The 26,040-nt window shown below is 62.4% G+C and carries 14 protein-coding genes; 6 read left to right on the top strand and 8 right to left on the bottom strand.

All coding sequences use genetic code 11. The annotated features are described in order from the left end of the window. Window positions 1–2: 2 nt before the first annotated feature. Window positions 3–167 (top strand): maltose acetyltransferase domain-containing protein, encoded by a 165-nt coding sequence (locus ACWDX9_RS26375; RefSeq protein WP_449958320.1) that lies wholly within the window; start codon window positions 3–5, stop codon window positions 165–167. Window positions 168–2,102: 1,935 nt separating this feature from the next. Here ACWDX9_RS26375 and ACWDX9_RS26370 read toward each other — a convergent pair. Together ACWDX9_RS26370 and ACWDX9_RS26365 are read right to left on the bottom strand one after the other, a co-directional pair. Further along, the gene (locus ACWDX9_RS26370; protein ID WP_449958317.1) at window positions 2,103–3,671 is read right to left on the bottom strand and encodes a tyrosine-type recombinase/integrase; all 1,569 of its coding nucleotides are present in this window, start codon (window positions 3,669–3,671) and stop codon (window positions 2,103–2,105) included. Next, window positions 3,664–3,900 carry a helix-turn-helix domain-containing protein gene (locus ACWDX9_RS26365; RefSeq protein WP_449958314.1) on the bottom strand — a complete coding sequence of 79 codons (237 nt, stop codon included), beginning with the start codon at window positions 3,898–3,900 and terminating at the stop codon, window positions 3,664–3,666. The genes ACWDX9_RS26370 and ACWDX9_RS26365 overlap by 8 nt, the downstream gene beginning before the upstream one ends. 1,446 nt (window positions 3,901–5,346) lie before the next feature. Between ACWDX9_RS26365 and ACWDX9_RS26360 the strand changes: the two genes are divergently transcribed. Further along, the gene (locus ACWDX9_RS26360; protein ID WP_449958311.1) at window positions 5,347–9,153 is read left to right on the top strand and encodes a tetratricopeptide repeat protein; all 3,807 of its coding nucleotides are present in this window, start codon (window positions 5,347–5,349) and stop codon (window positions 9,151–9,153) included. A 352-nt stretch (window positions 9,154–9,505) separates the two neighbouring features. Continuing rightward, window positions 9,506–10,468, top strand: a complete 963-nt coding sequence (locus ACWDX9_RS26355; protein ID WP_449958307.1) for a restriction endonuclease — start codon at window positions 9,506–9,508, stop codon at window positions 10,466–10,468. 359 nt (window positions 10,469–10,827) lie between these two features. Here ACWDX9_RS26355 and ACWDX9_RS26350 read toward each other — a convergent pair whose 3' ends face one another. Together ACWDX9_RS26350 and ACWDX9_RS26345 are read right to left on the bottom strand one after the other, a co-directional pair. Continuing rightward, window positions 10,828–11,295 (bottom strand): hypothetical protein, encoded by a 468-nt coding sequence (locus tag ACWDX9_RS26350; RefSeq protein WP_449958304.1) that lies wholly within the window; start codon window positions 11,293–11,295, stop codon window positions 10,828–10,830. 8 nt (window positions 11,296–11,303) lie between these two features. After that, on the bottom strand, window positions 11,304–12,761 hold the full coding sequence (locus tag ACWDX9_RS26345; RefSeq protein WP_449958301.1) for a hypothetical protein: 1,458 nt from the start codon (window positions 12,759–12,761) through the stop codon (window positions 11,304–11,306). 177 nt (window positions 12,762–12,938) lie between these two features. On the opposite strand from ACWDX9_RS26345, the gene ACWDX9_RS26340 reads away from it, so the two are divergent. From ACWDX9_RS26340 to ACWDX9_RS26330, 3 genes are all read left to right on the top strand, one after another. Beyond that, window positions 12,939–13,508 carry a hypothetical protein gene (locus ACWDX9_RS26340; protein ID WP_449958298.1) on the top strand — a complete coding sequence of 190 codons (570 nt, stop codon included), beginning with the start codon at window positions 12,939–12,941 and terminating at the stop codon, window positions 13,506–13,508. A gap of 553 nt (window positions 13,509–14,061) precedes the next feature. Further along, window positions 14,062–15,489, top strand: a complete 1,428-nt coding sequence (locus tag ACWDX9_RS26335; protein ID WP_449958296.1) for an HNH endonuclease signature motif containing protein — start codon at window positions 14,062–14,064, stop codon at window positions 15,487–15,489. 965 nt (window positions 15,490–16,454) lie between these two features. Next, on the top strand, window positions 16,455–18,344 hold the full coding sequence (locus ACWDX9_RS26330; RefSeq protein WP_449958293.1) for a DUF2075 domain-containing protein: 1,890 nt from the start codon (window positions 16,455–16,457) through the stop codon (window positions 18,342–18,344). 179 nt (window positions 18,345–18,523) lie between these two features. Here ACWDX9_RS26330 and ACWDX9_RS26325 read toward each other — a convergent pair whose 3' ends face one another. The 4 genes from ACWDX9_RS26325 to ACWDX9_RS26310 form a co-directional block, all read right to left on the bottom strand. Continuing rightward, window positions 18,524–21,031, bottom strand: coding sequence for a hypothetical protein (locus tag ACWDX9_RS26325; RefSeq protein ID WP_449958290.1), 2,508 nt, complete (start codon window positions 21,029–21,031; stop codon window positions 18,524–18,526). A 916-nt stretch (window positions 21,032–21,947) separates the two neighbouring features. Next, a complete protein-coding gene (locus tag ACWDX9_RS26320; RefSeq protein ID WP_449958287.1) occupies window positions 21,948–23,666 on the bottom strand; it encodes a DUF262 domain-containing protein in 1,719 nt (572 codons plus the stop codon). 9 nt (window positions 23,667–23,675) lie between these two features. Continuing rightward, complete coding sequence (locus ACWDX9_RS26315) at window positions 23,676–24,644, bottom strand: hypothetical protein (protein WP_449958284.1); 969 nt, start codon at window positions 24,642–24,644, stop codon at window positions 23,676–23,678. After that, window positions 24,631–25,887 (bottom strand): DUF3696 domain-containing protein, encoded by a 1,257-nt coding sequence (locus ACWDX9_RS26310; protein ID WP_449958281.1) that lies wholly within the window; start codon window positions 25,885–25,887, stop codon window positions 24,631–24,633. Before ACWDX9_RS26310 ends, ACWDX9_RS26315 begins: the two co-directional genes overlap by 14 nt. Window positions 25,888–26,040 lie beyond the last annotated feature (153 nt).

Below are 26,040 nucleotides of genomic sequence, written 5' to 3'. Positions count from 1 at the left end.
CCATGGACCTGATGGACGCCTACAACGCGACATCGGCCCGCGACCCGCGGGAACGACGCCGGCTGCTCACCGAGCTGCTGGGCGCGATCGGCGAGCTCCGGCCGAGGTTGCCACCCCGCCGCACAGATGCAGCCCTACGATCGCCACTGCATGGCCGGTCACCGTAGATTGCTGGGGGCGATCGACGGTCCAGGGTTCGTTCCTCACCCTGGCTCACCGAGGAAGCGTGGGTGACCTCTGTAGGCGGGCCGGTGAGGTCGATCGGCATTGAGAGGAATGATGCGGCTGCAGCCCATAACGCACTGCTCAGTCATCTGGAGGGCTTACCCCGAGGATGTGTTTCTGCTCGCACGGTAGGGTGCGGCTGCAATGAGCTGACTGGGCATCGAGAGGGTGCAGTCCATGAAACCCATAGGCCTCGTTTTAGGCGATACGGAACGTCTGCAGTGGGATTTCACGCCGCTCGTGAGCGTTGGACCACTGCGGTTCGGGATGAGTCATGACGAGGTGATCGCTGCACTGGATGCGAATCCCCCTTCCTCAGGCCCTTGCAGATGGGGAGGGCGCTTGGCGTGGTTCCGTCTGCCCACCTCATACGGCCATGCCCTGACGACGTACTACGCCGAGTCTGGTCGGCTGTCCTGTATCGCGGTTGATGCACGTCACGGTCCTCAGGTGACGATCGACGGCCTTCGGCTGGTTGGACGTGTGCCGTCCGAGTTGTTCGATCTATTCGTTGATCACATGCGGTCACGGGGACTGCCGGAAGCGGTTCGCTGCTCACAGTACGGAGATCTTGGAGCTGACGAGCTTGGGCTCGTGCTGCGTGCGCAACGCGCTGGAGACATCCTCCTGACGCGTCCGGTTTTCGTTGCCCGCGAGTGGGCCGATCGTGTCTGTGATGTAACAGAGGGCTACGTCCCTGATGAGGAATGGCAGGTGTACTGCTGAAGGGAAGACCGTACACAGCCACTGACTTGCATTGAACCGATCTGGAAACAGGTTCCAAGGAGCTGGCTGGCTCTGCCCCGCGGGATATACGCGGGATGATCTTCCCTGGCAAGGGGAAGACGAGAACCGTACGCCGAGGTCAAGTGCCCGATGCGGTCTGGAGCGTCGGCCCGCTGTAAAACCGTCGGCGCTTCGGAAGCGTGCCCGTTGCGTGCCCGTCAGGGCGGTCAACGAGGGGGAGTCGCGGGGAAGCGCGGACAGGATGACTGTCACGCTGACCTGCACCGCAGCAGGTCCAGAGATCATGTACCGAAATCGTCCAAACTAGCTACGACGGTGGTCGATGGCCGGTTGACCAGAGCCCACTTTCTTTCAGAAGTCGCTTCGCCGCGTGCTGACTAGCTTGGGATCCTCGCTGGCCAAGGGCGATCTCTCGAAGCAGGCCAGCGAAAAGCACTACCTCATCAGCCGCCATCCATGCCAGAGTCCTAGAGAGCCAGTACTCCGACTGCTGCATCAGGCCACAGTGAACGACTGCCCGCAGCGCCTCGGCGAGGTCCGGATCATCAGGGCCAAGCTGCCGCCTGGCCTCACTTTCCACTTCGTCTCGCGACCTCTCCAACAGCGGCAGGAGCCACAACCTCGATCTCTCAAAGGGAGTATCCGTCCCGGCCTCAGCTGACTCGACGGTCCAAGCCCCGTTAACAATGACCAGCCAGAGGCTGTTCGGTTTGACTGCCAGGACCCTACGCAGTGAAGCCCTCCTCATACCCGTCAGCGTGGCACACCAACGAGAACAAGATCCGGAATATGCGCGGAATGGTCAGCATCGAGAGCACCCCAGCCAACCGGCCAAGAAGCAGATCAGCCACCATGTGAGGCATCAGAGAGGTGTTCCACTTCTAATCCGACGGTCGCAGGTTCGAATCCTGCAGGGCGCGCTTTGATCATGGTTTGACCTGCGGTTATGCGGGATCGGATGCGTTCTAGAATTTTCGTTTAGCGGTTGCGTGCTCCGTACGTGCTCGCGCGCACCCACCCGCACACACCATGATCGACATCGGCCTGTTGGGGACTACCCTGGCAAAGGAAACGGCCCCGTCCCGCCGTGCAAGCGCGGCGATCACGGGGCCGGTTCCTGATGGAGCGGGTCAGGCCCGCAGCGGGATCACCTCTCCCGGCTCCTCCTGGTCCTCCTCCTCGGCGAGCAGAAGTGCTGCGGTCTTCTCCGCGGCCGCCATCGCAACCTCGGGGAAGACCGAGGTGTAGGTGTCGGCCGTGAAGGAACTGGAGGTGTGCCCCAGTGTCTCCTGCACGACCTTCATCTCTACCCCGGCGGCCAGCATCAGCGAGGCTGCGCCGTGGCGGAGGTCGTGGAGGCGGATGGGTGGCAGGCCGGCGAGGTAGGCCAGCCACAGGAGCTGGTCAGTGACGTGCTGGGGATGCAGCCGGTCGCCATCCGGTTGGGTGAAGACGAACCCGGTGTCCTTCCACGCCTCGCCGGTGGCCAGTCGTTCCGCCAGTTGCCGCTGCCGGTGTGCACGCAGTGTTGTGGCGGTTTCGGCGTCTAGGGCGATGGTGCGTACCGAGGCGTCGGTCTTGGGTGTGCCTTCGTGGACCTGTCCGGCCAGCTGGACCAGTTGCCAGTTGATCGTGATGGTGTGGGTGTCGAGGTTGACCTCCTTCCAGCGCAGCCCGCACGCCTCTCCCCGGCGTAGCCCGCGCAAGGCGATCAGCCGGTACAGGGCGAAGAGGCGGTGCCGCTGGGCCTCTTCCAGGAACAGCCGGGTCTGGGCCGGGGTCCAGACCATCACCCGGGAAGGTCGGGGCGTGCTGGTGTAGGCGTCGATCGGATCCACCCGCCGCCTGTCACGGCGCTGCTTGTCTGCTCGCAGGCGTTCGTGGAAGGCGGTCTGCCAGTCGTGGACCCGGTCGTCGGTCCACACCAACGCCTTGGGCCGGGTCTTGGCCGGTAGTTCCAGTACGGCGGCGGGGTTGAAGTCGAGCAGCCGGTCTTGCCGGATGGCCATGTTCAGGGCGTGTCGCAGGGTGGCGCGGATGCTGTGCATGGTGGCGATGCTGACCGGCCGCCGGTGTTTGACGCTGGCCCGCACGCTCGGGTCGGGGCTGGAGCGGCGTTCGGCGATGGTGTCGTTGAACTCTTCGATCTGCTCGAACATCACCGCGATGTCGCTGACCTTGAGCCGGTCCAACGCCAGCTGGCCGAGGTAGGGGATCAGGTAGAGGCGGATGTGGCCTTCGTAGGAGCGCCGGGTGCTCTCCTCGATCTTCCGCTTGCGTTGGAGGAACTCCTCCAGCCACTGCTCGACGGTGATCTCCTGGGTCAGGTCCAGCCCGGTTTTGATTTTGCGGCGGACCGTCTCCATGTTGGGCAGCGTCTTGGTCTCGGCCAGCGTGCGCTTGATCAGGTCGGCGATCTGGGCGCGGGTGGCGGGTTCGCGCGGACCGGCCAACGCCAGCAGGGCGCGTACATGGGCGAGTTCGGTTTCGGCGTCGTCTTGGCTGGTGAAGCCGCCGCGGCGGAGCGGGCCGCGGCGCTTGCCGTCGGGGGTGGGTGGTAGTTCGATCTGGTAGTGCCAGATGCCGTGCCGGTGGTTCCAGCCGCCGCTGGGGCGGCGCAGCTTGGGGCATTTCTGCCCGAGTTCCTTGCCGTCGCCGTCGCGGCAGGAGCAGCGTTTGAACGTGCTGCCTTCAGCCATCGGTTGTCCTGTCCTCCTCCATGAGGGTGTGATCGCCGAGCAGCGCGAGCAGGGCGGCCGTGGGCACCAGGTACTTCTTGCCGATGCGGATGATCCGGCAGGGGAAGTGGCCGTCTCTGGCGAGCTGGTAGGCCGTGGTGCGTCCCAGTCCGAGCGCCCGTCCCGCGGTGACCACGTCGACCACAGCTGGCAGTTGCTGGATCTCGGCCAACGTCAGCGCGCGCCTCATCGCCGGCCTCCAGGCCGGGAAGGACGCGCGACTGCCGCAGCCCCGCCCGGCACGAGCACGGATGGGGCGGCGCAGGTGATCGGGTGAGCGTGATGCTCACCATCGCCCACCGCCCCGGGTGCGGTGCCGGGCACGACGTATCGACGCCCACCTCGGCGGCGGCACTCAAGCCCGATTCGGTCGTCGCTACGGGAGGCACGCATCGCATGGCGCTGTGAGGCGCCGTGACGATGATGAGCAGACCGTCGGGAGTGCCAGCGTGGGTCGGGAGGTTGTGCGCTCGGGGATGGTTGCGCACGGCGGACAAGCGAAATCAAGCCCCATCTGGTGACCGACCCTGACTTGAGGTGCTCAGCAGACCCTTGATCGCGTTGAGCCGGCCCAGGCGAGCCGCTCGGCGGCGCATGCCAGGGCCTGTTCTGGCTGAGGTCGTTGGGTCTGATGCGTGTCATGGATGATGGACGTCGAAGGGTGATGTGGTTGGGTCGTGTCATGGTGATGTGGCCCGATCATCCGAGTCACTTGGTCCCTGTCACTGTTTAAATACCTGTCTCCAGGCGCGAATTCGGACACGAGTGCAGGTAAAGAACGGACAAGATCGCGCTCCGTAACCCTGCCCGGCAGGCCGCTGCTGCCCATGCACTTCGTTACAGCCCGAGACTACGTATCTGATTCGCTGGCACCTGGTGGTGGCTCACAACCAACGATCACCCCATAGATCGGGGCGGGTTGTGCGTTCGACTCGCAGGCGCCCTTGACGCTAACAAGAGGGCTCGCATTAGGAGAGCGCGGGCGTGGACGCCTATTCACATAGGATGACCTGCTAAAACGCAGTGACGGACTCTTATGTCTCGCTTGATCATCCCGCGCATGTCCCCGTTCTCGGACGCGAGAGCAACCACGTCCTCCGGTGGCTGATCCGAAGTGCGGGGCTCTCAGGCCGCAATGCCGGAAGCATAGGGCAACTCGGAAGGTCACTTCCCGACTGCAGTCGCTTTGCAGAGGTCTGCTTGGGCGGGGCAGAGGAGATGATCGTGGCCACAGCTAGGCCCGTTTAGCGCGCGGTCAGTCTCGCAGGCGCTGAAGCACAGGGGTTCATGTTCATGCAGTGATGCATCTAGAAAGATCACTAAGACGGCTCATGGTGTCCGATGGCAAGGGTCCGGACCGAGCGGCTGGACAGTCGGCAGCCACCAACAGTGAAAGCGACCAGCATCCCCACGACAAGCTCGTCATGGGGCATTGCACTAGAAGCTAGAGCGACGAGATGCGAAAAATAGCACCATATCTAAGATTCGTCCCACATGGGCATTAGTTCTTGTTTGATCGTTTTGTTGGCTAGTCATGCGATTGAGGCTTGGACTGACATTCATAATTGGGATCTCCGCGTTGGCTGTTTCCTCGTAGGCTTGCCCCCAAGCCCTGTTTGAGCGCTTAGGGAGAGGTATGGCAGAGCTGAATTTCCGACGGTCTGGAAATTTGCACGGCGAGGTCACCACCTTCGTCGGCCGCGCCCGTCTGCTCGGCAGCATCAAGCGGCACCTTGCCGAGTCCCGTCTGGTCACGGTCACCGGCATCGGAGGTGTAGGCAAGTCCCGCACTGTGTTGCGGTTGGCGCACGAGGTCCGATCGCAGTATCCCGACGGCGTGTGGTTCGCCGATTTGGCGCGAGTGCAGGACGATGGGCTGATCAAGCAGGCGATCGCCTCTGCGTTAGGCATTGCCGACCGGTCTTCGCGCGCGGAGTCAGAGTCGCTGTCGGAGTGGGTGGGCGAGCGGGACATGCTGCTCATCATCGACACGTGCGAGCACGTCGTGCGCGGGTGTGCGGAGCTGATGGAGGAGCTGCTAGCGGCGGCGCCCAATCTGAAGGTGATGACTACCAGCAGGCAGTCGCTGAACCTGCCGTACGAGCATGTGGTTCCCGTGCCGCCGTTGCAGGTGCCTGGGGAAGACCCAGTGGAGAACTACTTCGCCAACGAGTCCGTGCAGCTGTTTGCAGCACGGGCCAGTGCGGTGTTGCCAGATTTCCAGCTGAACGAGGACAACGTCAACTCGGTCGCCGAGCTGTGTCGGCGGCTCGACGGCATTCCGCTGGCGATCGAGCTGGCGGCGGTGCGACTACGCGCGCTGTCGGTGGAGCAGATCCTGAACCTACTGGCCGACCGGTTTAGCCTGCTTGTCGGCGCCAGCCGCACGGCGCTGCCGCGGCACCAGACGCTGCGCGCGGCCATGGGGTGGAGCCACGAGCTGTGCGAGCCGTCTGAGCGGCTGCTCTGGGCGCGGCTGTCGGTGTTCGCGGACGACTTCGAGCTCGACGCGGCCCGCTTCGTGTGCTCCGACGGACGGTTGCCGGCGGAGGCCATCACGGACCTGGTCACCGCCCTGGTGGAGAAGTCAATCCTCCTAATCAGAAGCAACCACGCCGGGGTCAGGTACAAACTGATCGACACCCTGGCCGAATACGGCGACGAGTGGCTGGACACGCTTGGTCAGAAGGAGCAGTTGCGCCAACGCCATCTGGAGTATTACCTCAATCTGGCCCAGCGCAGCCAGGACGCCTGGTCGGGGCCCCGACAGATCTACTGGTTCGTCCGCATGCGCCAAGAGCACGACAACGTGCGGGTGGCGATGGAGCATGCGCTCAAGACGCCGGGCAAGGAGATCCTGGCACTGAGCCTGCTGTCGTCGTTGTGGTTCGTGTGGGTGTGCTGCGGGTTCGCACGTGAGGGCCGCCTGTACCTGGAGCGGGCGTTGCAGGCGAATTCGGAGGTGGGCAAGGAGCGGTGCAAGGCGCTGTGGGTACTCTCGTACGTCAAGAGTGCCCAGGGGGATTGCACCGGCGCGCTCGACGCGGCCGAGAAGTGCAGCACGGAGGCCGTCATAGCTGGCGACTCCAAGGCCGTAATACTCGCCTCCAAGATGCAGGGCACCGTCGCTCTCTTGCAAGGCGACCTGCGGAAGGCCAGCGCGCTACTGGGTGTGGCGATCGAGTTCAACATCGACAACAACGAGCTCAACCCCGGCCTGCTGCCCGCTGTCGTCGAGCTCGCTATTGTGCTGATCGCGCAGGGCAAGCTGGACGAGGCCGAGTCCCTTCTGCTCGACTGCCTGGACGTATGTAAAGAGCGTGGTGAACTTTGGCTTCGGTCCAGCGCGCTCTGGGTATTGGCCCAGCTCAGATTGGCCACTGGGAGAACGCGCGAGGCCCTTAACGGCGTGCTGGAAAGCCTGCGGATAAAGCGGCACTTCCACGACACGCTGGGCATGCTGATCGCCCTGGAGACCATAGCCCGTATCTACAAAGCGCTCGACCAGCCGGTGGTGTCAGCACGGCTGCTTGGTGCCCTTCAGCAGAACTGGAAGACAGCAGGCCTGCGAATGCTTGGCGCACCATGGCTCGCTGATGAGCACCACAGGTGCGTGAGACACTGCCTGACGGCCCTAGGCATGGAGAGATACAGTCGGGAATTCACGGAAGGCTCTACGCTGGACCTGGACGCCGCCTTGGCGCTCGCACTCGGCGAGTATGAGGTTTCAGAGCCCGCGGGGCTGGAGATCAGACTCGCGGATGCCGACGATGACATGCTTGCAAAGGTTGAGGATGCTGTCGTGCAGTTCGTCGGCGCCTTCGGATTCGAAGTTCCTGTCGCGGATCGGCCCCACAGTAATCGCTACGTCATGAGGTTCCGGACAAATGATCCGGGTGTGACGGCAGATGAGCAGCTCGAGGAGATGGGTCGAGCGCTGCGTGACGAAACCCCACCAGGTGATGAGATCCAGGCCGGTGCTCTGGATGCCCTAGTCGCTGCGCTCGAGAATGTTAGCCGCGCAGTCGTGACGCTTGAGCAAACGCTGCTCATCAAGGTTAACGACAAGATTGTGACCAGATGGCTGTCAGCAGCTGAGCAGGCACATCTGGACAATCACCGCCATCTCTTCAACGACCCCACTGCCCTCATGCGTGAACTCGACCAACTGGCCTCGGAGGCCACACTGGATGGTCCTCTCCAGGTAAGCCGAGATCATTATGGAATCATTGTTGAGTATCTGGGTGAAGCCGCCGCGAAGGCACTGGGAGCCTGGGCTGCTACCGGTAACTATCAAATATCGGTGAATCTGCCACTCTGGGCCAAAAGAGGATACACGCAGAGCCGACTTCTCGGCTTGATTATCAAAGCGCCATCCGGCAGCGACGAACGCACTAGCAAGGTCGTTGCCAAAATATGCCCGCCAGGGCCCTTGTCGCGAGAACCTGGACGGCACCGCCGTGCATTGGACGCCAGCCCCAGAGACTTCCGCAGCGCTCACTTGGTCAATCTAAAGCCACATTCACCGAGGCTCGGCGACAGCGGGGGTTATGTACTTCTTCAAGAGGTTGCCGGTGGCAGCTTTACCAACATGTGCCAAATGACAGAATTGACCTCTCCTAGCGAGATTATCTCCGCCTTCGATGAAGTTCTGAAGGGATTGCTCCGCGAGTGGAACAGAAATGGCGCCGATCCATATTCGGACATCGATTCAAGCGAATATCTACGAAGCGAGCTTCGCGAGAGATTTGCTCCGCGTGGAAAGTTGCACATCTGGGCGAAGGAGAAAGGCCTGCTGCGCCCAGAGGCTCGCTGGATTATGTTCGAGGGCGAGCGGACCCCCGCGCTGCTGCCCAATCCACTGGCCATGGCCGTCGGGGACATTGTCGGCCGGCAGAACGTCCAGCACCTGCGCGGATTCACGCACGGCGACTTGCATATGGGCAATATCCTAATTCCGCGTACGAGGGAAGGAAAACTGTTGCCCGATCAGTACAGGCTCGTCGATCTGACCACGTTCGACAAGAGTGCGCCCCTGGCCCGGGACCCTGCCATGCTGCTGCTCTCCATTGTCGCGCAGCGTATCCCAAAGAACGTGCACACCCAGGAGGAACTGTTCGAGCAGATCCTTCTTGGCAAAGGACAGGATGACCTCTTCGCGCCGCTGACGTGTAAACTGCACGATGCCGACGGTAGAGCACTAATTGCTGATGACTTCCGTGATGACTGGCTCAATCAATTGCCCTTGTCACTGCTGGCCGCTGGATTGCTACACTGCACATTCGGAAACCTTGACGAGCACACCCGCTGGTGGTTCTTCCGCCTAGCCGCGCGCTGTGGAGCGGAATATCTGCGGTCGGCTGATTCGTGGCAGCCCTCCAGTGAAAGTCCGCTGGTACTCAAGCTCGAGGACATGGATGGCTTTCACATGTCATCGAATTGAAGGTGGCATGGATGTGATCCGTCCACTCTTGCTTGTGGGAGGACATCGAGTTCCAAGTGCACGGGCAAGCCTTACCGCGTCTTAGAGAAACTGCACTGCTGGCGTAGCGCCGCCAGACATCCTCGAATGCGCTGATCTGACCAGTACATGTATTTTCACATGTTGGTGTTGCGTACTTGGTAGCTCCTCGCTCGGGGCTGCCGACCTCAGCACTTATTATCACGTCGCAGCTCGCTTGTTCTGGCAGATAAACACTAGCGCTACGACATCATTAAGGCCATACTAGTCTCGTGTTGGACTTGCGCGTGACCAGCAGGGCTCAACATCTTTGGAAGTGATATAGGAGGTGCGTGTGCCACAATCAAAATCCTTAATTGATGGAAGCTGGGGAGACCTGGAAGAGTGGCTGGCGGCGACAACTTCAAGACAACGGCGGTTCGAACTCGTTCGCTTCCCAAATGAGCCGCTCAGGGAGGAGTTTATTGCTTCTATCGAGACTCGTACTGAGGCTGAAGTCCGTGCGCTCCTGAGGCGCCTTCTTCCGCGTAACATGAATATCACTCAGCTCAAGCAAATCAACTTGATGAGTTATGATTTGATCAAAAAGGAGCATCCTGAGCTGTTGTCGGGTCTCAAGGAATCGGAGTATTGGCGTAGGGCCCTAAATCTAGACGGCTATGATGAAACATCATGGCAAGGAATTACTTGGATTCTCGACCTGCTTCCCAATCATCCCGGACTTGCACTGCAAGCTATTAAGGCCTATTTCATTGCACACATGCACCATCTGACTGATGATCTGATCTGGGCCTTGGGTGACGCTGAGGATGTCATTCGTGCACGTTGGATCAGTAATCCTAAGACAGACTCAGAATATCTTGCGGCACTTGCCGCAATTGATCCACGGGATTTTGAATATTTGATCGAGCGATTGTATGACAGTATGGGATATGAAACCGAGCTGACACCTCGTTCGAAGGATGGAGGGAGAGATGTCATAGCGGCTCGGCGGGAGGTGGGAAGATCTGAACGACTTCTTATAGAGGTGAAGCGATACAGTGCGCCGGTGGGGGTTGCTCTTGTAAGGGCCCTGCTTGGTGTGGTCTCAAATGAAAAAGTTAACAAGGGTGTTCTCGTCACTTGCAGCGTTTTTACAAGAGGGGCAATTAATCTGTCGCGAGAGAATTCGCGATTGGAACTGATTTCGGGCTTTGAATTGGTCCGGCTCCTAAATGAGCACCTTGGCGCAAGCTGGCCGACGCGGATCGCCCAACTGGCTATCGCTAGCCGTCGCCATCATGGTTCTCATGAATAACGGTAGATAGCCGACGATAATCCCGCACGAGTCGGTTATCGCCTCGCCAACCCAAAATCCACGATTCTTGTCGAAATTTCGACCCCGAAAAGCGGGTCCCGTAAGTACGTGTATGAAGCGCTACGGGCACCCCGCGAGGTAGTAGCCGCCGCATGACGAGCCTTCGGCATGCGCGGGAGCGAGCACTGAACGGTTTTGTGCCGGTGAGATAGCTCGTTTCACGCTCATGAGGAGCAAAAGGTGGGACAGGCGGAGCCCATCGACAGGACCCGCTGAGTCAGCATGGTGTTCTTTGCCTTACCATCCCGGCGAATATTGACAGGTAGACGTAGCCCCAAGCAGGCCGCTGGCTGCCCGTCTCAGGCGGCCCCGTCCGCGTCGCGCAGCCGTACCGTCAAGCGTTCCCTCGGGCTGCCCTCGAGGCCGCTTGACCTCTTCCCCGCCTCGGACAGATCGTGAAGGAAGACCCCAAGATGGCCGAGTTGCTCCTTCAGACCCAGGTGAACCTCGGTCCACCCTCGGCGGGCGGAGGACTCGTCTTGGTATTCGGTCTCGACGTGGATGATTATCTCTGAGATCGCCGCGGACGCCTGCCGCGCGAGCTTTTCAAGTTGGCGCGCATCCCGTGTGCTCAGCAGCGGCCTTAGCTTGGCCATGGCTTTCCCGAACTTCTCCTGCACGATTTCCAGCTTCCCCTGCTCCTGCAGGACCCGCCGCCGCAGGATATGCGAATGTCGGTTCCATTGCTGGTCGATTTCAGTGAGTGCCGCCTGGGCGGCCTCTAGAGCTTCGCCATAGTCGCCCCCACCCGGGCTTGCAGCCCCCATGCTGCTGCCTAGGTGGCGAGCAGGGCCAGCAGCGTTCTCTTGATCCGTTCGGCTCGGCGGGTGGCGCGTTCATGAGGTCCCTTCTCGAGGCTGGCGTCCGTGGCATCCTCCAGCGCTTGCCGCAACTCGCAGACCAGGGACCGAATGCTGTCGGCGTAAGGGGAGCCAGCAGTGTGGTCATGCTCTTCGCCGAGGTACGCCCGCAAGTCGCGGGTGCCGCGGCGTAGGTCGGCCCAGCCATCGGCGAACTCCGTCTCTTCGAGGAGCCGGACGAACTCTGCGGTGTCGCCCGAGGTCTTGTTCGGCCACTCGTTTCGACGCTTTCGGTACGAAGTGAGGTATACGACGCCAGTTGGGATATCTACCTGCTCGGCGAAGTCCTCGGCTGCTTCAGCGGCGAGCTCGAAGAACCAGTGGTCGAGGGAGGTATCTACCCCTGGGACTCTCCTGCCGATGAAGATTAGACCCGCGGCGCAGAGGCTAAGGGCGCACTGTGGCAGCCAGCGGTCGCCATACGACTGATTCAGGACCCATTCGTAGCCAGCCTCGTAAACGGCCTTGACCACGGTTCGGTGCTCGCTGAGCCCGAAGCCGGCCTCGCGGTCGCGGTGCCTGGCCAGGACGCGCACGAGCCCGCGTGCGGAGTCCGAGCCTGGGTTAACGTGCCCTAGCCACCGAGTGGCTATCGAGACGAGTAAGTACATCGGGTCCCATGTGATCGGGCGCTCGGTGCCGTGGCCGCCGTAGTCGATGATCTGGTACCGCTCCGGTGTGAAGCTTGGGTAGCCGGGGATGAGCAGGTTAGAGACGTTCAGGTCGCCGTGCCCGTCACCGATCAGGGCACCGCCCGGCAGTCGCGACGCCCCGCCGAGCGTGCCGGGATCGGCGAGTGTGAGAGGGTTGCGCATCTCCCGATCCCATCCGGGGAGACGCACGGTCTCGGCTCGAGGGTCTACGCCGGTGCGGGCCGCAAAGGTAGCAAGCGGGCCGTCGCCGTTCAGCCGTGCCTCACCCAGCAAGAGGCGGAAGTACTCGGCCACGGTAAGCGGGGTGTCGATGTTCGTACTGTGGGCGTTCCAGCCCTCGAGTAGGGAGGAGACGATGGTGCGGCAGATCGTTGCGAGGTCAGGTCGGTCGAGGTGGTCGGCAAGTGAGAGGCAGTTGGCCAGGTCCTGCCCGGCAACCTCCATGAAGACGGCCGCGCACCGGCCACGCTGTACCTTGTCAAGAGGCTTCGCGAGATGATGTCTCGCGAATTCGGTCGGCGCTCCGCTGTAGGTCACGAAGATGCGGTCGGGCTCGGCGGCGTCCGGACAGAACTTCAGGACGTGTTGCCGCTGAGGGCTCCGGGCGACCCGATCCCGCACCAGAAGCACCTGCGCGCCGCTGAATCCGCCAGAGAACACCTTGATAAGTTCGACGTTTCGGTCGACCTCCGCGAGATAGGTGTCGAAATCCTCGAGCACGCTGGCTGGCACGGATGACCAGTTGGAATTTGATCGGTCTCGCCCGCCCATGTTGTCCTCCGTATGGGATTCCGGTCGCCCCGGTGAATCGCAATTCAAAACAGCGTGCGAAGCGAAAGCAAGCGATCAGGTGTTCGATATGGTGACAGACTGGTTCGTGATCGTCAGAATGAACGAGTGACGAATGCGGCTGTTACCTTGCTTGCCGTCGTAGTTGGCGCGCTTACCACGTTTGCCGCCACCGCCTTCGTTGACCGGCTGCGCTTCCGCCGTGATCAAGTGCGGTACTGGGCCGACAAGAAGCTGGCGGCGTATGTCGAGTACCTCGATGCAGTTAAGTCGATGAACCGGATCTCCCGGCGGATCGTCGCCGGGCGGGGAATCGACAAACGCGCTGCGGCTCTGAAAGGGGATGACGCCTTAGCTCTACTCACGGAGGCAGAGGCGCGGCGAGCCGGCGCGAGCGAGATGGTCGCATTGATCGGCGCCGCCGATGTAGTGGCTGTAGTTCGGCTGCTGAACCGGGAGGTCTGGCGGTTGGAGTGGATCGCACGGGGTCTGCTCGACGCGGACGAGGATTCGTGGGAAACATGCAACCAGGAGTATGTTCGCGCTCTCAACGCGGTCCACGAAAACGTCCGACGCGAGTTGCGCGTTCCCGGTACCTACCTGCCCCGCGAGGTCGGCGCACCATGGGTGCCCGAGTTGCCCTCGAGCCCGGCCGGTGGCGCCGAGGAGGCGCGATAATGATCTCCGTGGGAGGATGCGCCTGACGATGCCGTGTAGGGTGTGCCGCGCCCAATCGGCTCGGTACTGGTAGTAGATCATCTGGTCCTGGTGGGACTGGGTCTCCGCGGCGGGCCAGGGCTGGATGAAGATGTTCCCCTCGGGCAGGTCGCTGTCGGGGTGCTCGCGCCGGCATCGCCGTCTGGCAGAACAACGGGGCGCCTGCGCACCAGACCGTCCCTATGTTCACTTCCATGTCGCCGGCACTCTGCCCGACGGCGGCACGCGGTCGGGCGAGGTGCCTCGTCTCGACCTCGATGAGACCGGTGGAATCGCTAAACGCCTCAGTCCTCATCTCTGAGTGGGCCCGCCTGGCGATGACATGCCGTGGGTCCTATGCCGGTACCAGGGGAGAGCCGCCAGGGCGGACCACAGAACGGCACGTTGGTGCTGCGCGCCTCCGCCAAGGCGAAGCCTGAGGAGAGGCGCGGCTCATGTGGCAAATGGTGGATTGCCCCGGACATGAGTCCCCGACATGTCCTATTTTGTCGGGGCAGCCCGCTAGCGTTTATCCGTGGTTACTTCCCCCACCCCTCGACGCGACTTCATCAAGATGATCGGCCAGCTGTCCTCTCGCTCTGTGCGAGGCAGCGCCCCTACGCACCGTCCTCTTCTGCTGCTGTGGCTACTCGGCCGGGTTGCCGTTGGCGCGCCGCGGCTAACCACCTGGCGGGAGACGCGCGCTGCGTTTGAGAAACTCGAGGCGGCCTACGGCAACGGTGCCACGGCCGATAGCGCCCAATACCCGTTCTGGATCTTGCACGCCACGGACGCTCTCTGGGAGATCAAGAACGCGGACCGGATCGCACCCCCGCCCGGGCGACGCCGGCCTGCCATCAGCGTGCTTGACCACGTCAATCCCGAAGCCGGCTTCACACCGGCGGTGTACGCGATGCTGAGTGGGGACCCTGGTCTGGTAGCGAATGCGGCTGCGACCCTACTGGCCCGCTTCTTCAACCCCATTCCGGTGGGGCTGGTTGCTGCCGTTGGCCTGGACGGTGTACTGCCAGCCGGCCGAGAGGCTGACCTGATCCTTCCGATCCCCGGATCCGTGGCCTTCCCCAAGCGCACCGCGATTCACGCAGACCTAGGTGGCCAGTGGACCAGCGGAATCGGCACCCTCGACGACGGGCTGATGTGCGTCTTCTCCGACGCTAAAGGCCCCTACGACGACCGAACCATTCCTGGCACGGATTTGATCGAGTACCGCGGTCAAGGATTGAATGGCGATCAAACTCTGAAAGGCGGAGGCAACGCACAACTGCTCGTCTGCCAGCAGGAACAGAAGCCCATTAGGTACTGGCACCAGCCCGCCGGCGGCGAATGGGGGTTTGACACGTGGACTGTCATCGTGGACCGGCGCCTGGTGTGGGGCAAGGGCGAGGACAAGCAGTGGCGGCGCGAGTTCGCGTGGGTACTGGCCCCGGTGCCGTCTCCGTTCCGTGACCAATGGCCACAGTCAGTCCTAGACCGGCTTGCTCAAGATGACCAGCAGACGCACGACGAAACCTTCGAGACAGAAGCGCCTACTGCGGTCACCAAACGAGATGCAGGCCGGCAGTATCGCAAGCTGTGTGCGTCAGTAGAGCGTAAGGAAGCGCTCAACCACGGCAGAACGACCCGCACTGCTTCTGACCGCTACTTCCGCTCTGGGGATGCTCGCATCGCCGTGATGCTGCGTGCCCAGGGCATGTGCGAGAACCCGGACTGCGGTGGCCAACCGGTTGATGTCACCGACAGGGGCGATGCCATCCTCGAAGTCGACCACGTCAACGAACGGGCCGCCCAGGGCCGCGACCACCCGGCGAACATGATTGCATTGTGTCCGAACTGCCACGCGATCAAAACCCGAGGCAGTACTAGGCGCGACCTCAAACGCAAGTTGAAGACGCTGGCCGAGCGTCTCCACCGAGAAGCGGAAGCGTGGGAGAACGCCCTCTGATCTGCAGTCAACGGCACCGCAGTGCCAGGAGGCCTATCTCCTTGGTCAACCAGACGATGGTGAGCGGCGTTGTGTGCTGGCGCGAGCGTGCGTTGCTGTACTCCTTGGCTGTACAGCAGAGATGAGAATCGCATACCTCGATGCGTGTGGACCCGTCCCCAGGGCCGGTGAGGATCGAGGAGTGGAAGCCGCGAGGCAGCTATAACACCAGCTTAGGAGGGCGGAGGCTATACAGCTGGGATGCACCCTCTGAGCTCGGCAGATGCCTCGCGCGGCGTGTGCCACCCCAAAGATCATCTCGTACATGTCCCCACAAGCGGCATGCGCTCGGACGGTCCCGCGGCGGGCTGGCAACCAGGCTGCACTTGCTCATCGAAGCTTGCAGGCTGCCGCTGACGCCTCATCTGACCGCTGGCAACATTGAACTGCACCGCGCCTTCAGGCGGTGCTCGCCAAGCTCCGGCTGAGCGCCACCGAGGCTCCTTCTGCTAGAGCCGTTTCCAGGGTGGCGGGGCGGTTCGGTTCTCTGGCGGCAGCCCACTTTTCGTCACCCTTGCCTGGTGGCCCACCGCGTAGCTCTACCGCGATCAAGTGGAGGCGCACTTCACTGCTGGCACCCTCCGTGCTGGGCTCCAGGCGGAGATGGCCGACGACAATGTCGCCGCGGCAGTCGTCGCTGCTGGCCCGTACGCAGGGCCTGACGAGGGTTACGCGTTGCTGAACGGCAGGGTCATTGTGACGGCCGCGTGATCGCAGGTGGGCGCGCTCCGCCCACCTCCTGTGAGGGGAGATGGGTGGGTTCGCGGTTCGGCCAGCGGAGACGCCAGTTTTATATCTGCGCACGGGTGCTGCCCTGATCTGTCCTAATCTGTCAGCAATGATCGCTACAGTACGGCTCGCACCACTCTTCGCCCCCGTCCGTCTGCTGACCGTTGCGTCGGCCGTCGTTCCGAAGGAGCGCTCTCGTGGCGTTGCGTTGTCTGTACCAGGGCAGTGCCGGTGAACTCGCCGAGATCATCGCCCAAGGTCATCTGGTCGAGGAACTGCGCCGACGCTTCGTCGCGATGCACGGAGCGAAGCCGAGAGAGAGCGAGAGCGCCTCGTGGGGCGGCAGCATCCCCACCGTCGTCGACCTGCTAATCAGCGCCGGACTGCAAGACGTGCAGGTGCTGGTCGAGCTGACCGCGCCGATCTGCGACGTACGCATGGACATCGTCTTGGTCGGAAGCGAGCGCGAGACCGGTGAGATCTGCGTCGTGGTGGTGGAGAACAAACAGTGGTCGCAGGTCCGGCCGGTGCGCGGCACGCAGATGGTGCACGTGCCGAACGCGCCTGGCCGCAACCCGCACCTGCACCCGGCCGTCCAGGCTGACGGGTACCGGCAGGTTCTGCGCGACTTCGTGCCGATGCTGCGGACCGCCAAGGTGATGAGCCTGGTCAACCTGCACAACATGCCCGCCGCGGTCCTCGAGACGATCCAGGGCGACAGCCAGGAGCTGGAGGGCGGCGCGAAGCGCACGCAGATGTACGGTCAGGAACCGGAGGAACGTGAACGGTTCGCGGCCATGCTCACGAAGACCCTCTCGGGCGAAATGGCACTCGAGCATGCTCACGACCTACTGTCCGCCCGCGTGTCACCGACCGACAGCCTGATGACCGCGGTCAACAAGAGCGTGCGCGGACGCTCCGTCTTCCCTCTGCTGGACGAGCAGCGCAAAGCCGTCGAGTACGTCAAGGCCCAGTTGGCGGCGAGCCGTCGGGGCAACAAGCGGGTCGTGCTGATCGTAGGCGGCCCCGGCACCGGCAAGAGCGTGATCGCCTTGGAGCTGCTGGCCGCGTGCAGCAAGGACGGGCTGAAGGTCGCGCACGCCACCGGCAGCCGATCCTTCACCCGCACGCTGTGGGAGTACGCCGGCGAGGACAAGCGCGCCAGGCGCATTTTCCGGTACTTCAACAGCTTCGAAACCCTCCGCTCGAAGCTGGACGTGCTCATCGCCGACGAGGCGCACCGGATCAGGCGCCAGGCACCTGGCACGGGCCCGTCCCAGGTCAAGCAGCTCATCGAGGCGGCGGACGTACCCGTCTTCCTGTTGGACGAGCACCAGGTGGTGCGCCCCGGCGAAGACGGCACCATCCAGCTGATCGAGAACGCGGCCAAGGAAATGAAGCACGAGGTCCTGCGGATCGACCTGCGCAGCCAGTTCCGCTGCGGCGGCGACCCGGAGTACATCCGCTGGGTCGAACAGCTGCTCGGGCTGGTGGCTGGAGAACCACCGCGCCGGTGGCGGCCGCTGGAGAACTACGAGCTGTACGTCGCCCCCACCCCCGAGGCGATGGAGAAGTTCCTCAACAGGCGCGCTGCCGAGACCAACAGCACCGCCCGCATCGCGGCCGGCTTCTGCTGGCCCTGGTCGTCCCCCCGCAAAGACGGCACCCTTGTCGACAACATACGCATCAATGGCTGGAACAGGCCATGGAACGTCCAGGGCGACGAGTGGGTCGGCGACAGGCCGCCGCACACACTGTGGGCGACACACCCAGGCGGCCACGGCCAGATCGGCTGCATCTACACCGCGCAGGGCTTCGAGTACGCCTGGGCCGGCGTCATCTTCGGCCCAGACCTGGTCTGGCGCGACGGAGGCTGGCAGGCCGACATCAGCCAGAACCGCGACAGGGCGGTCGAGGACGCGCTCGACTTCGACTTCCTGGTCCGCAACACCTACAGGGTGCTTGCTACCCGCGGAATGCGCGGCACCGTGTTGCACTCCGTCGACCGCACCACCAACGTGATGCTGGCCAAGCTTGGTGCTCGTCTGCTCGACTATGATGGCGTGCCCATGAACGCTCCGCGGTAGTGGCGGCTATATAGGGATCCTTACGCGGCGTGACCTGGGCGAAAGTCGCTTGTAGGTCCTCGTGTCTCAGATATCACCCTGTTCCTAGGGCTCTGAATCTGTCCGACGGCGTACCGGCCCTCTACCCCGCACCTCATGGTCGTTTGTGAGGGCCGGACGACGTCGGACAGCTCTGCTCGCTACAGCTGCAGGATCAGGGCCTCGGCGTGCTGAAGTGCCGTCACGCTGGCCTGTGCCGCGTCACGAACCTTGGCGAGGCGCTCCATCCACTCGATTCGCTGGTCTGCAGACAAGGGCTCCTCCTCTAGCTGGATGCGGAGGCGGTGCGCCGTATCGAAGTCTCCGAGCAGCTCTTCAGCGCCCTGAACGGCGCGTTCATAGATGCCGGCAGTTACCTCGATCCGGGCAGAAAGCTCGCGGCGGAGGTTCTCAAGCAGAGCCCGGGGATCCAGAGACGCTTCGTCGTTGATCCGTCGCGTGGTGTCGGAGCTACTGCTGTCCGCCTCCTCGTCCGTGACGTCGATGGGATCATCCGACGGCGCGATGTCGGGCGGGAACGTGTCGTCGAACCACGCCTTGTCCATGACGAGGCCGGTAGGGTTGCCGTCGGCGTCCGGAGCGAGCGCCATGCCTGGGACGATCGGGCTCCGCCCTACGGTTATGTTCTGCTCCCCATAGCAGATCGGCGTCGCGCCGTTAGGTCCCCGAGGAGCGTCGGTCGCGTCCGGATGCGCGATCATCGCCTTAGCGAAGGCGATGAGGAGCTCTCTAGTGGCCCTTGGCGACGTTCGTGTGAAGGCCGTTTTGAGGGTCGCGACGGCACTCGTTGGGGTGCGGCGGACGCCCTTGCGCTTGTCGCCCGCCTCGCTGCCCTGGCCGGGGGTGATCAATGGCTCAGGTGCGTGGATGAGGTTTGGGACCATCCGGTCGACCAGCATTGACCATGCTGTGGCGTCGCCAGCCTCCGCCTCTAAGAGCAGCTTCTGGATCGACCGGGGATCCTGCTGAAAGCCCTCCTTGACGTCAGAGACCCCAAACAGGCCGTTCGCGGAGAGGATGTTGCCGCGGTGCAAATACAACTGGGCGACGGCGGCGGACCAAAGCTTGGTCCGAGCATCGGCGTCCTTCCTCCGGATCTGGCTCCATGCGGGTTCCTGCAGGGCACTACGGACGATCGGCCAGTACTCCCCGGTGTCACGCCACTTGCGCCGTCCACTCTGTGCTTTCTCCTCAGGCTCCGAGGGCAGCATCGGGAAGATCAGCGCAGTGATGGCACGGATGGCGATGTCACGCAGCGCGGCGGCTGTGGGCATCTCCTCGAGTGGTAACAGTGAAGTGAGGGCTTCGAGCGGCCCGTTCGCGGTGAGAGCGGCTCGTACTGCGTTCTCATCGAGACGGTCGGCGCCCCTGGCACGGGGAAAGGCGTCGCCCAGTGCGGCGAGGAGCTTCTCCTCGGTGGCATAAGCGTCCACGATGATCGCCCATAGGGCGATCAGACGTGCGTCCTCCTCGTACGGCTGGACACCGCGCAGGTGGTCGTCGACGTTCAACGCACGCAGGACGTGTTCCAGGCCAGCCGGGTTGCTGCAGCCGACCACGACCTCGGCGGGTACGGTCGTGATCTTTGCGGCCCGTTGGGCGGCATGATCTGGGCTTACCTCGTCTTCGGACCGTGCAGCGTTCAGCGTCTGGGAGATGCGGTTCAGCACCTCCTGCTGGTTGAGCAGCAGAAGCCCAGAGTCGGCGGTCTCGTTCGGCAGCAGCCACTGCGACTGCGGCATGCCGGTCACGAGGTCCTCGGCGCGGACGCCGTAGATGCTGAGACGAGCCAGTGCCCTGTTGTTCGCCGTCACGGCGACCATGCGCCAGAGTCGATCTATCTCCCCACTCGGTCGTTGAATCTGCCACTGCTGGAGCGCGCACATTCCCCGCGATAGCTGGCCGGATGCGGCCAGGGATTCCTCGAGGTCGTAACCGCGGCGCCGGCCGAAGCGGCGGAGCTGCTCCGACCCGTAGCGCTGAAGGTGAACTGCGACGTCCTGTGGCTGCGGCGCAAGCGCGAACGCCGCCGACGCCTGCCCGTCGTGCTCCGCTGGGCGGATGATGGGGCGGGGGCGGCGATTGCCGAGCGACGAGAGAACGCGATCCCGCTGGTATTGCGCCTCCGTGAGGACCTTGGCCACCTGTTTGCGCTGGTCGTCCGCGGCCGCGAGTGCGGCGGCGGCGTGCGGCTCGTCGCTTCCGGCGCGGCGGCGAGCCTCAAGCTGCATATCGGCATACTTCAGGTCCTTCTCTGCTTGCGTTACGGCGCGTTCCGCCGCGACCAGCTCGGTGACCCGGCGGAAAGCCTCCGCGGTCGGCGGGGTCCACGCGCCGACGGTGCGGTCGTTCAGGTCCCAGGGAACGACGCCCGCGCCATGGACATCGCAGATGAGCAGGAGAACCTTCTCGTCACCTGCTTGCACGACCCGGTAACTGCTCGGAGCGAGCACGCGCTTGCCGCGCCGGGTCTCCAGAAGCTTCTTGATTTCTGTGTCGCCTAGGGCTGAGGCAAGTCCCTCGATGACGGCTTCACGCGGCGGCGCGATTAGGCCCTCCTGGGCGCATGTGTTCTCAACGGCATCGGCAAGCCGCTCGGCATAAGTGATCGTGCCGATGTAGGGGAAGATGCCTTCTGGACGCTTCATGGCAGACAACGCATCTGATGCTTTCTCCGGCTGAGGCCGGGAGAAGCACGCCTCCGGCTGTCGAGGGCGTGACACGCACCCGAGAGTCGAAGTTCTCGTGTCAGCAGGACTGCAAAAACCGGAGGTGCTCAGCGCCCGATCGCGGTCTGCTCCGTACGATCCGCCTGCCGCTGCCCGTGGAGGATCCGCCCTACCGGCGCCCTAGTGGCACCTGGGCTTTCTCACAGCCTGCTCCTACTCCGCCGACGGCGGCATGAGGCGGACAACGGTGGAGAATCACCGACGTGTAGGGGCGATAGTCGCATGAGGGAGGGCCCTCCGCAGGGAAACGAGAGATATGCCTGGTGACGACGCCGGCCACGGTGAACTCCCCGATGACGCTCTGGGGGGCCGAGCGGAGCGGGGAAGGGCCACTCCAGGGTTGGTAGAGCGTCATCGGGTACCCCAGCCGCCCACCGGCGAAACGGACACGGCGCCCACCCAGTCGCTGCCACAACTACGCCGTAAGCGAGCGTTCCGGTGGTGAGGTGCCAACTGCTCAGGCCGCGGCTCCGGGCATGGACACGGCGACGACACCTTGCCGCCACTTCCACCGCACGATTGGCGTACCGCCGGATGCCCACCGCCGGACGTTCCGGGCGTGAGGCTGCAGCCCTCGGCGCCCAGGCACGATCGCGATCCGTCAACACCTGCTGTAGGGGAGTGGAAGCTACTCCGTCCTCTTAGGTGGCTTGAGCTGGGAAAATAGTCAACGTGATGTGGGTGCTGCGCAAGATCATCCCGTGCATGTCCCCAGTCCATTGCAACACGGCTATCACGTGGAACTCATCGGCGATGAACTATCCGCAAGCGAGCGGTTTTCACCGCGAAGGAGCCGCTGTCGGGTATCTCTGAGGCCATGAGTGTGCTTTGGGCTTCATTCGGTGTCGATCTCGATGTCGCCCACGGCTGCTGGGGGCATGGCAGCACCCATCGTTTGGATGAACTGCTGCTCGAGGCGGGCCAGTTCTGCTGCACGGAGACTAATGAAACCTTCTTCATCGCCGAGCCGGAACCGGTAGAGCACATCTTGTGTAATGCCAAGGCTGCCTTCTTTCGCGGCCCGGTCAAGGCAGCGGAGCATGTAGCTCTTAGACGACAGTCCAGGATTGGCGTCGAGGATCACGCGGTTGGCGGGGCTGGAGCCGCTTGGCAAGCCGGGCGTGTTCCAAATCCTCTGAAAGGCGGCAGTGTCCAGCTTGCGGATGGCGTCGATCGCCTCATACCGCTTACCGTTCAGCGCGTTTCGGTCGGGAAACTGGCGGAGTTCCCACAGTAGGTAGGCGCGGACTCGGGCACTGCGTAGGTCGAACCGGTCGGGAAAAGGACGCGGGCGCTGCTCTGCGAAGTCGAACATGCCCTGGCCGCCCGTAAAGTCATCGAGCGTTTTGGCACCTGTGGCAAAGGCGCGCATGTCCTGTATCGACTGGCGGCTTGTGGTGGAGTTCACGCTGGCAAACTGTCCGGACCACGACGTGATCCAGAACCAGCGAACGAGCCCTTCGGCTTGATCCTCGGATGGCTCCGGGCATAGGTGGAAGAACAATGCCAGCAGCATCAGCTGATTGTTGTACGGGACCAATCGGGCGAGCGGTACTCCGATCTGTTCCCTGAGAAAGGCCACGGCATGTGTCAAAGCATCATTGGTGTCGGACGTCGCCTGGGCCAACCTGCCCTCGACCCTGCGCGCGAGCACATCCCAGCGCGCTCCAGTGACCTCTTCCTCGCCGGCCACAGCGAGCACGGAGCGGAACGCGACCGTCTCGTTGATCTGGCCGAAGCCCTGCGCGGCAATGCCTTCGAGGATCGCTTCGATCCGGTTGGCAAGGCTCTCCTCGCCTCCCTTGTAAGTTAGCGCTGAGACCATCTGGTCTGGGCTCATTGGCTGGCCCTTGCTATTGACTCGGGAGAAGACCTCGACGGCCTGAGTCAGGCTGCCGCCGACCAGCGTCACGACTGAGAGTTTGTAGGATTTGATCCGCTGCGCAACCTCCTCTGCCTCTTCGACCATCGCGTTGTAGACATCATCGTTGTAGTCACGGCCTAGCCGGCGGGCGTAGGAGAGGAAATCGAGTGTCTTGAGCACTGACCGGATCGGCAGGTAGTTGGCTGGCGGTGGTCCGGCCTTCCGCCAATGAACGTAGCGGGTAGCCCGATTCTCACTCTGCCCGAGCACGCGGTAAATGTGCCAGATCCACGCTGTTGGATCGTTCGGATTGTCCGACTTCTCCGTACGGTACAGGCAGGAATATAGGGTCGAGAGCCGCTGGTGTCCGTCAAGGATGAAGATAGTGGAACGGCCCGGCGCGTTAGGAATGCTTAGTCCGCCGACCTCGCCTAGGCTCTCTAGCTCGATATCAGTCTGCCAGAGCAGCAGACTCCCGATTGGATAGCCTCGCTCGATGCTATCGAAAAGGTCGAGCATCTGCTCGGGTCGCCAGACGAAGGGTCGCTGGAACTTCGGCACTCGCAACTGTCCTTTGTGGACCTCGTCGAGATAGGTCTCCAGCAGGTTGACGTCCGGCCGCACCTTGAGCTCATTCGATGTCCCGAACTCCTCAGGACCAGCCAGCCCGCTCTCATCCACTTCGGCCATCTCGTCTTCCTAAATGATATCTCGAATGAGTCTAAGCAGTGCTTGCAACTCATCGCACGTGCCTGGCCCTAGCGAGTCGAAATCTTCTTCTGTGAGGTTGCCCGCCACCGCCTCACGCATAAGCAGCTCAGTGAGATCGGCGCCGAATCCGGCGGAAAGCTGGCGTCGGACTTCCGCGGAGTACATCTCCTCGCGCGCTACCCGTACTTGCGGTGACCAAAGATCAGGCTTTTCTTTAGAAAATCCATGCTTGATATCGATGTACGCGCGTTGCTTGGGGGCGAGTTCTCTCAAGCAATTAATCTTTGCTGAGAGCGCAGACTGCTTGCGCATTGGCCATGGAACTGCGGCAAGGACGCGATTAGGGATGTAATTCTCTATCTCACGGTATTTTAACACATGCCCCCTAATGCCCAGCTCCAGAAGGCCTGACTGAACTCTTTCGTACTTCGACACATGATCGGATGTTCCTCGGTCACTGTCGAGTAGAAAAATTACCCGTGCGACCCTGCGAAAGGCTCGATGCTCGGCGAGCACCACTTTGTGAACCTCGCCGCTGCCGCCGCCCTGAACGAACTCTAACCAGCCTTCCGCGCATGCGCGCACAACGTCGGCTGCTGCGAAAACATGAGCTACGGCGATTATGAAGGCACCATCTGCGGTCTGGTTCTCCACAACTAGCTTGGCAGGCCTGCTTAAGTCGGCGACGTGGTCGCCCAGGCTCTCCGATGTCACCTTGAGGGGCACGCCAGACACTGGAGCTGGGCGGCTCTGCTCCACTAGGCTTTTTCGAGCGAGGTCATGGTAGACCATGGCTTTGGTAGGCGCATGCTCCGTGAAGTACGCTGCAACCTCGTCGATATCGTCCAGGTTAACAAGCCATTGGTGCCGGTCCTCGACGAACAGCCGCATCAGCATGATGATCAGCTCGAAGTCATCGACTGTGAAGGCGTCCCGGCGCAGATCAACTCGCATCATGCTCCCGCGAGAACTGTGCTTTCATCAGCTTCTTGGTTTCTTCGAAATCTTCGGAGAAGACGCCATCGGGCCAATAATCAAGGTTCCCGGACTCGTCGATCTCGATCGGCCGTACCTGCGCGGCCGCGCCATCGTTCTCCACAAAGTAGACGGCCACAGCCTCTGCCGAGATGGCGCCTTCCGCGATCCGGCGCCGCAGTCGCAGCAGCATTGTCTCGCTGTGTGATTCAACAAGATAACGGGTGCGACGATCCGTCTTGACGCTAGCGATAAATATATCGGCGATAAATGCGTGAGCAGCAGGATGTAGGTGCAGCTCAGGCTCTTCAATAATAAACAAATCTTGGCGTCGGTAGATAGGGGCAGAATTGGGTTGCGCGCATTGAACTAGAAGGGGAAGGGCATGTGCGACGCCAGTGCCAGAGTCCACTAGGTTCACTGTGAGGCTTGGGCTGGCTTCCGAGCGAAGATTGATTGCATATAGAGGCCCATTCTGTTCCACTTCTAGATGCCAGCCGTCCAGCCCGTCACCCAAGAGTTCGTTGACGCGGTTGATGAGAAGTCCGCCACCCCGAACATGGTCGTTGACCAGCATTCCTATGGCGTTCTCCCCTGAGGTGCCCACCTCGGTGGCCATCCGGGAGGGAAGCCTGTTGAGCCTAGTGGGGCGCTGACGATATGGGCCAAGGTAGATCGGTGGCCTGAATGCACGGGTTATTCCGTAGCCAGGCCCCAACCCTCGATCTGATTCGTTCCGACGCATTCGTGGGATAATGCCGGAAAAATGTATTTGCTCTGATATTGGCTCCTCGTTGTCTCGGGTTACTGAATAGGTGCGTTCGGTGGCTTCTGGGATCCACTCCAATCGCAAGTGGCCTTCTTCATCGAAGATCTCGAATTCGCTGACCAGTTGAATATGCTGCTCGGCGATGTTCTGAATCGTTGCGCTGAGATGGGTCTGTCGGCTCCCCAGCGCGGCAGTGAATTCAAGCCGTAGTGGACGATGAACTGATCGCTCATGAACGAGGTCCAGGAACTCTGGCGGATCGTCGCCGAGCTGGTCTAGATCTAGAGGGAGTTCGGAGTCAGTGTGGAGGCCTGTCGACAGCAGGAGTGGTAGCCGGGTGAGGGCGCTTTTGCCGGAGTTGTTCTTGCCGAGGATGACGGTGATGGGGCGGAGTTCGATCTCCTGCCGCTCTTTGAAGCAGCGATAGTTCTCGACCGCCATACGCAGCAGGGCCATGCGATCATTCTAGAGCTTCTGAGGCCCGTTCCGAGTTCTTGCAGCAGTTCTCGTGCTTGATCGTTGCCCATTGCCAGCCCAACGTCTCACCGGCGACGAGAGGGGCGGGATCCCGCAGGTCGAAGCATGGTTTTGTCTGTTAGTCGGTGTCGG

Source organism: Nonomuraea sp. NPDC003201 (assembly GCF_053590415.1).
The sequence above is the reverse complement of the archived record's forward strand: the minus strand, read 5'-3'. Positions and strand labels throughout refer to the sequence as shown.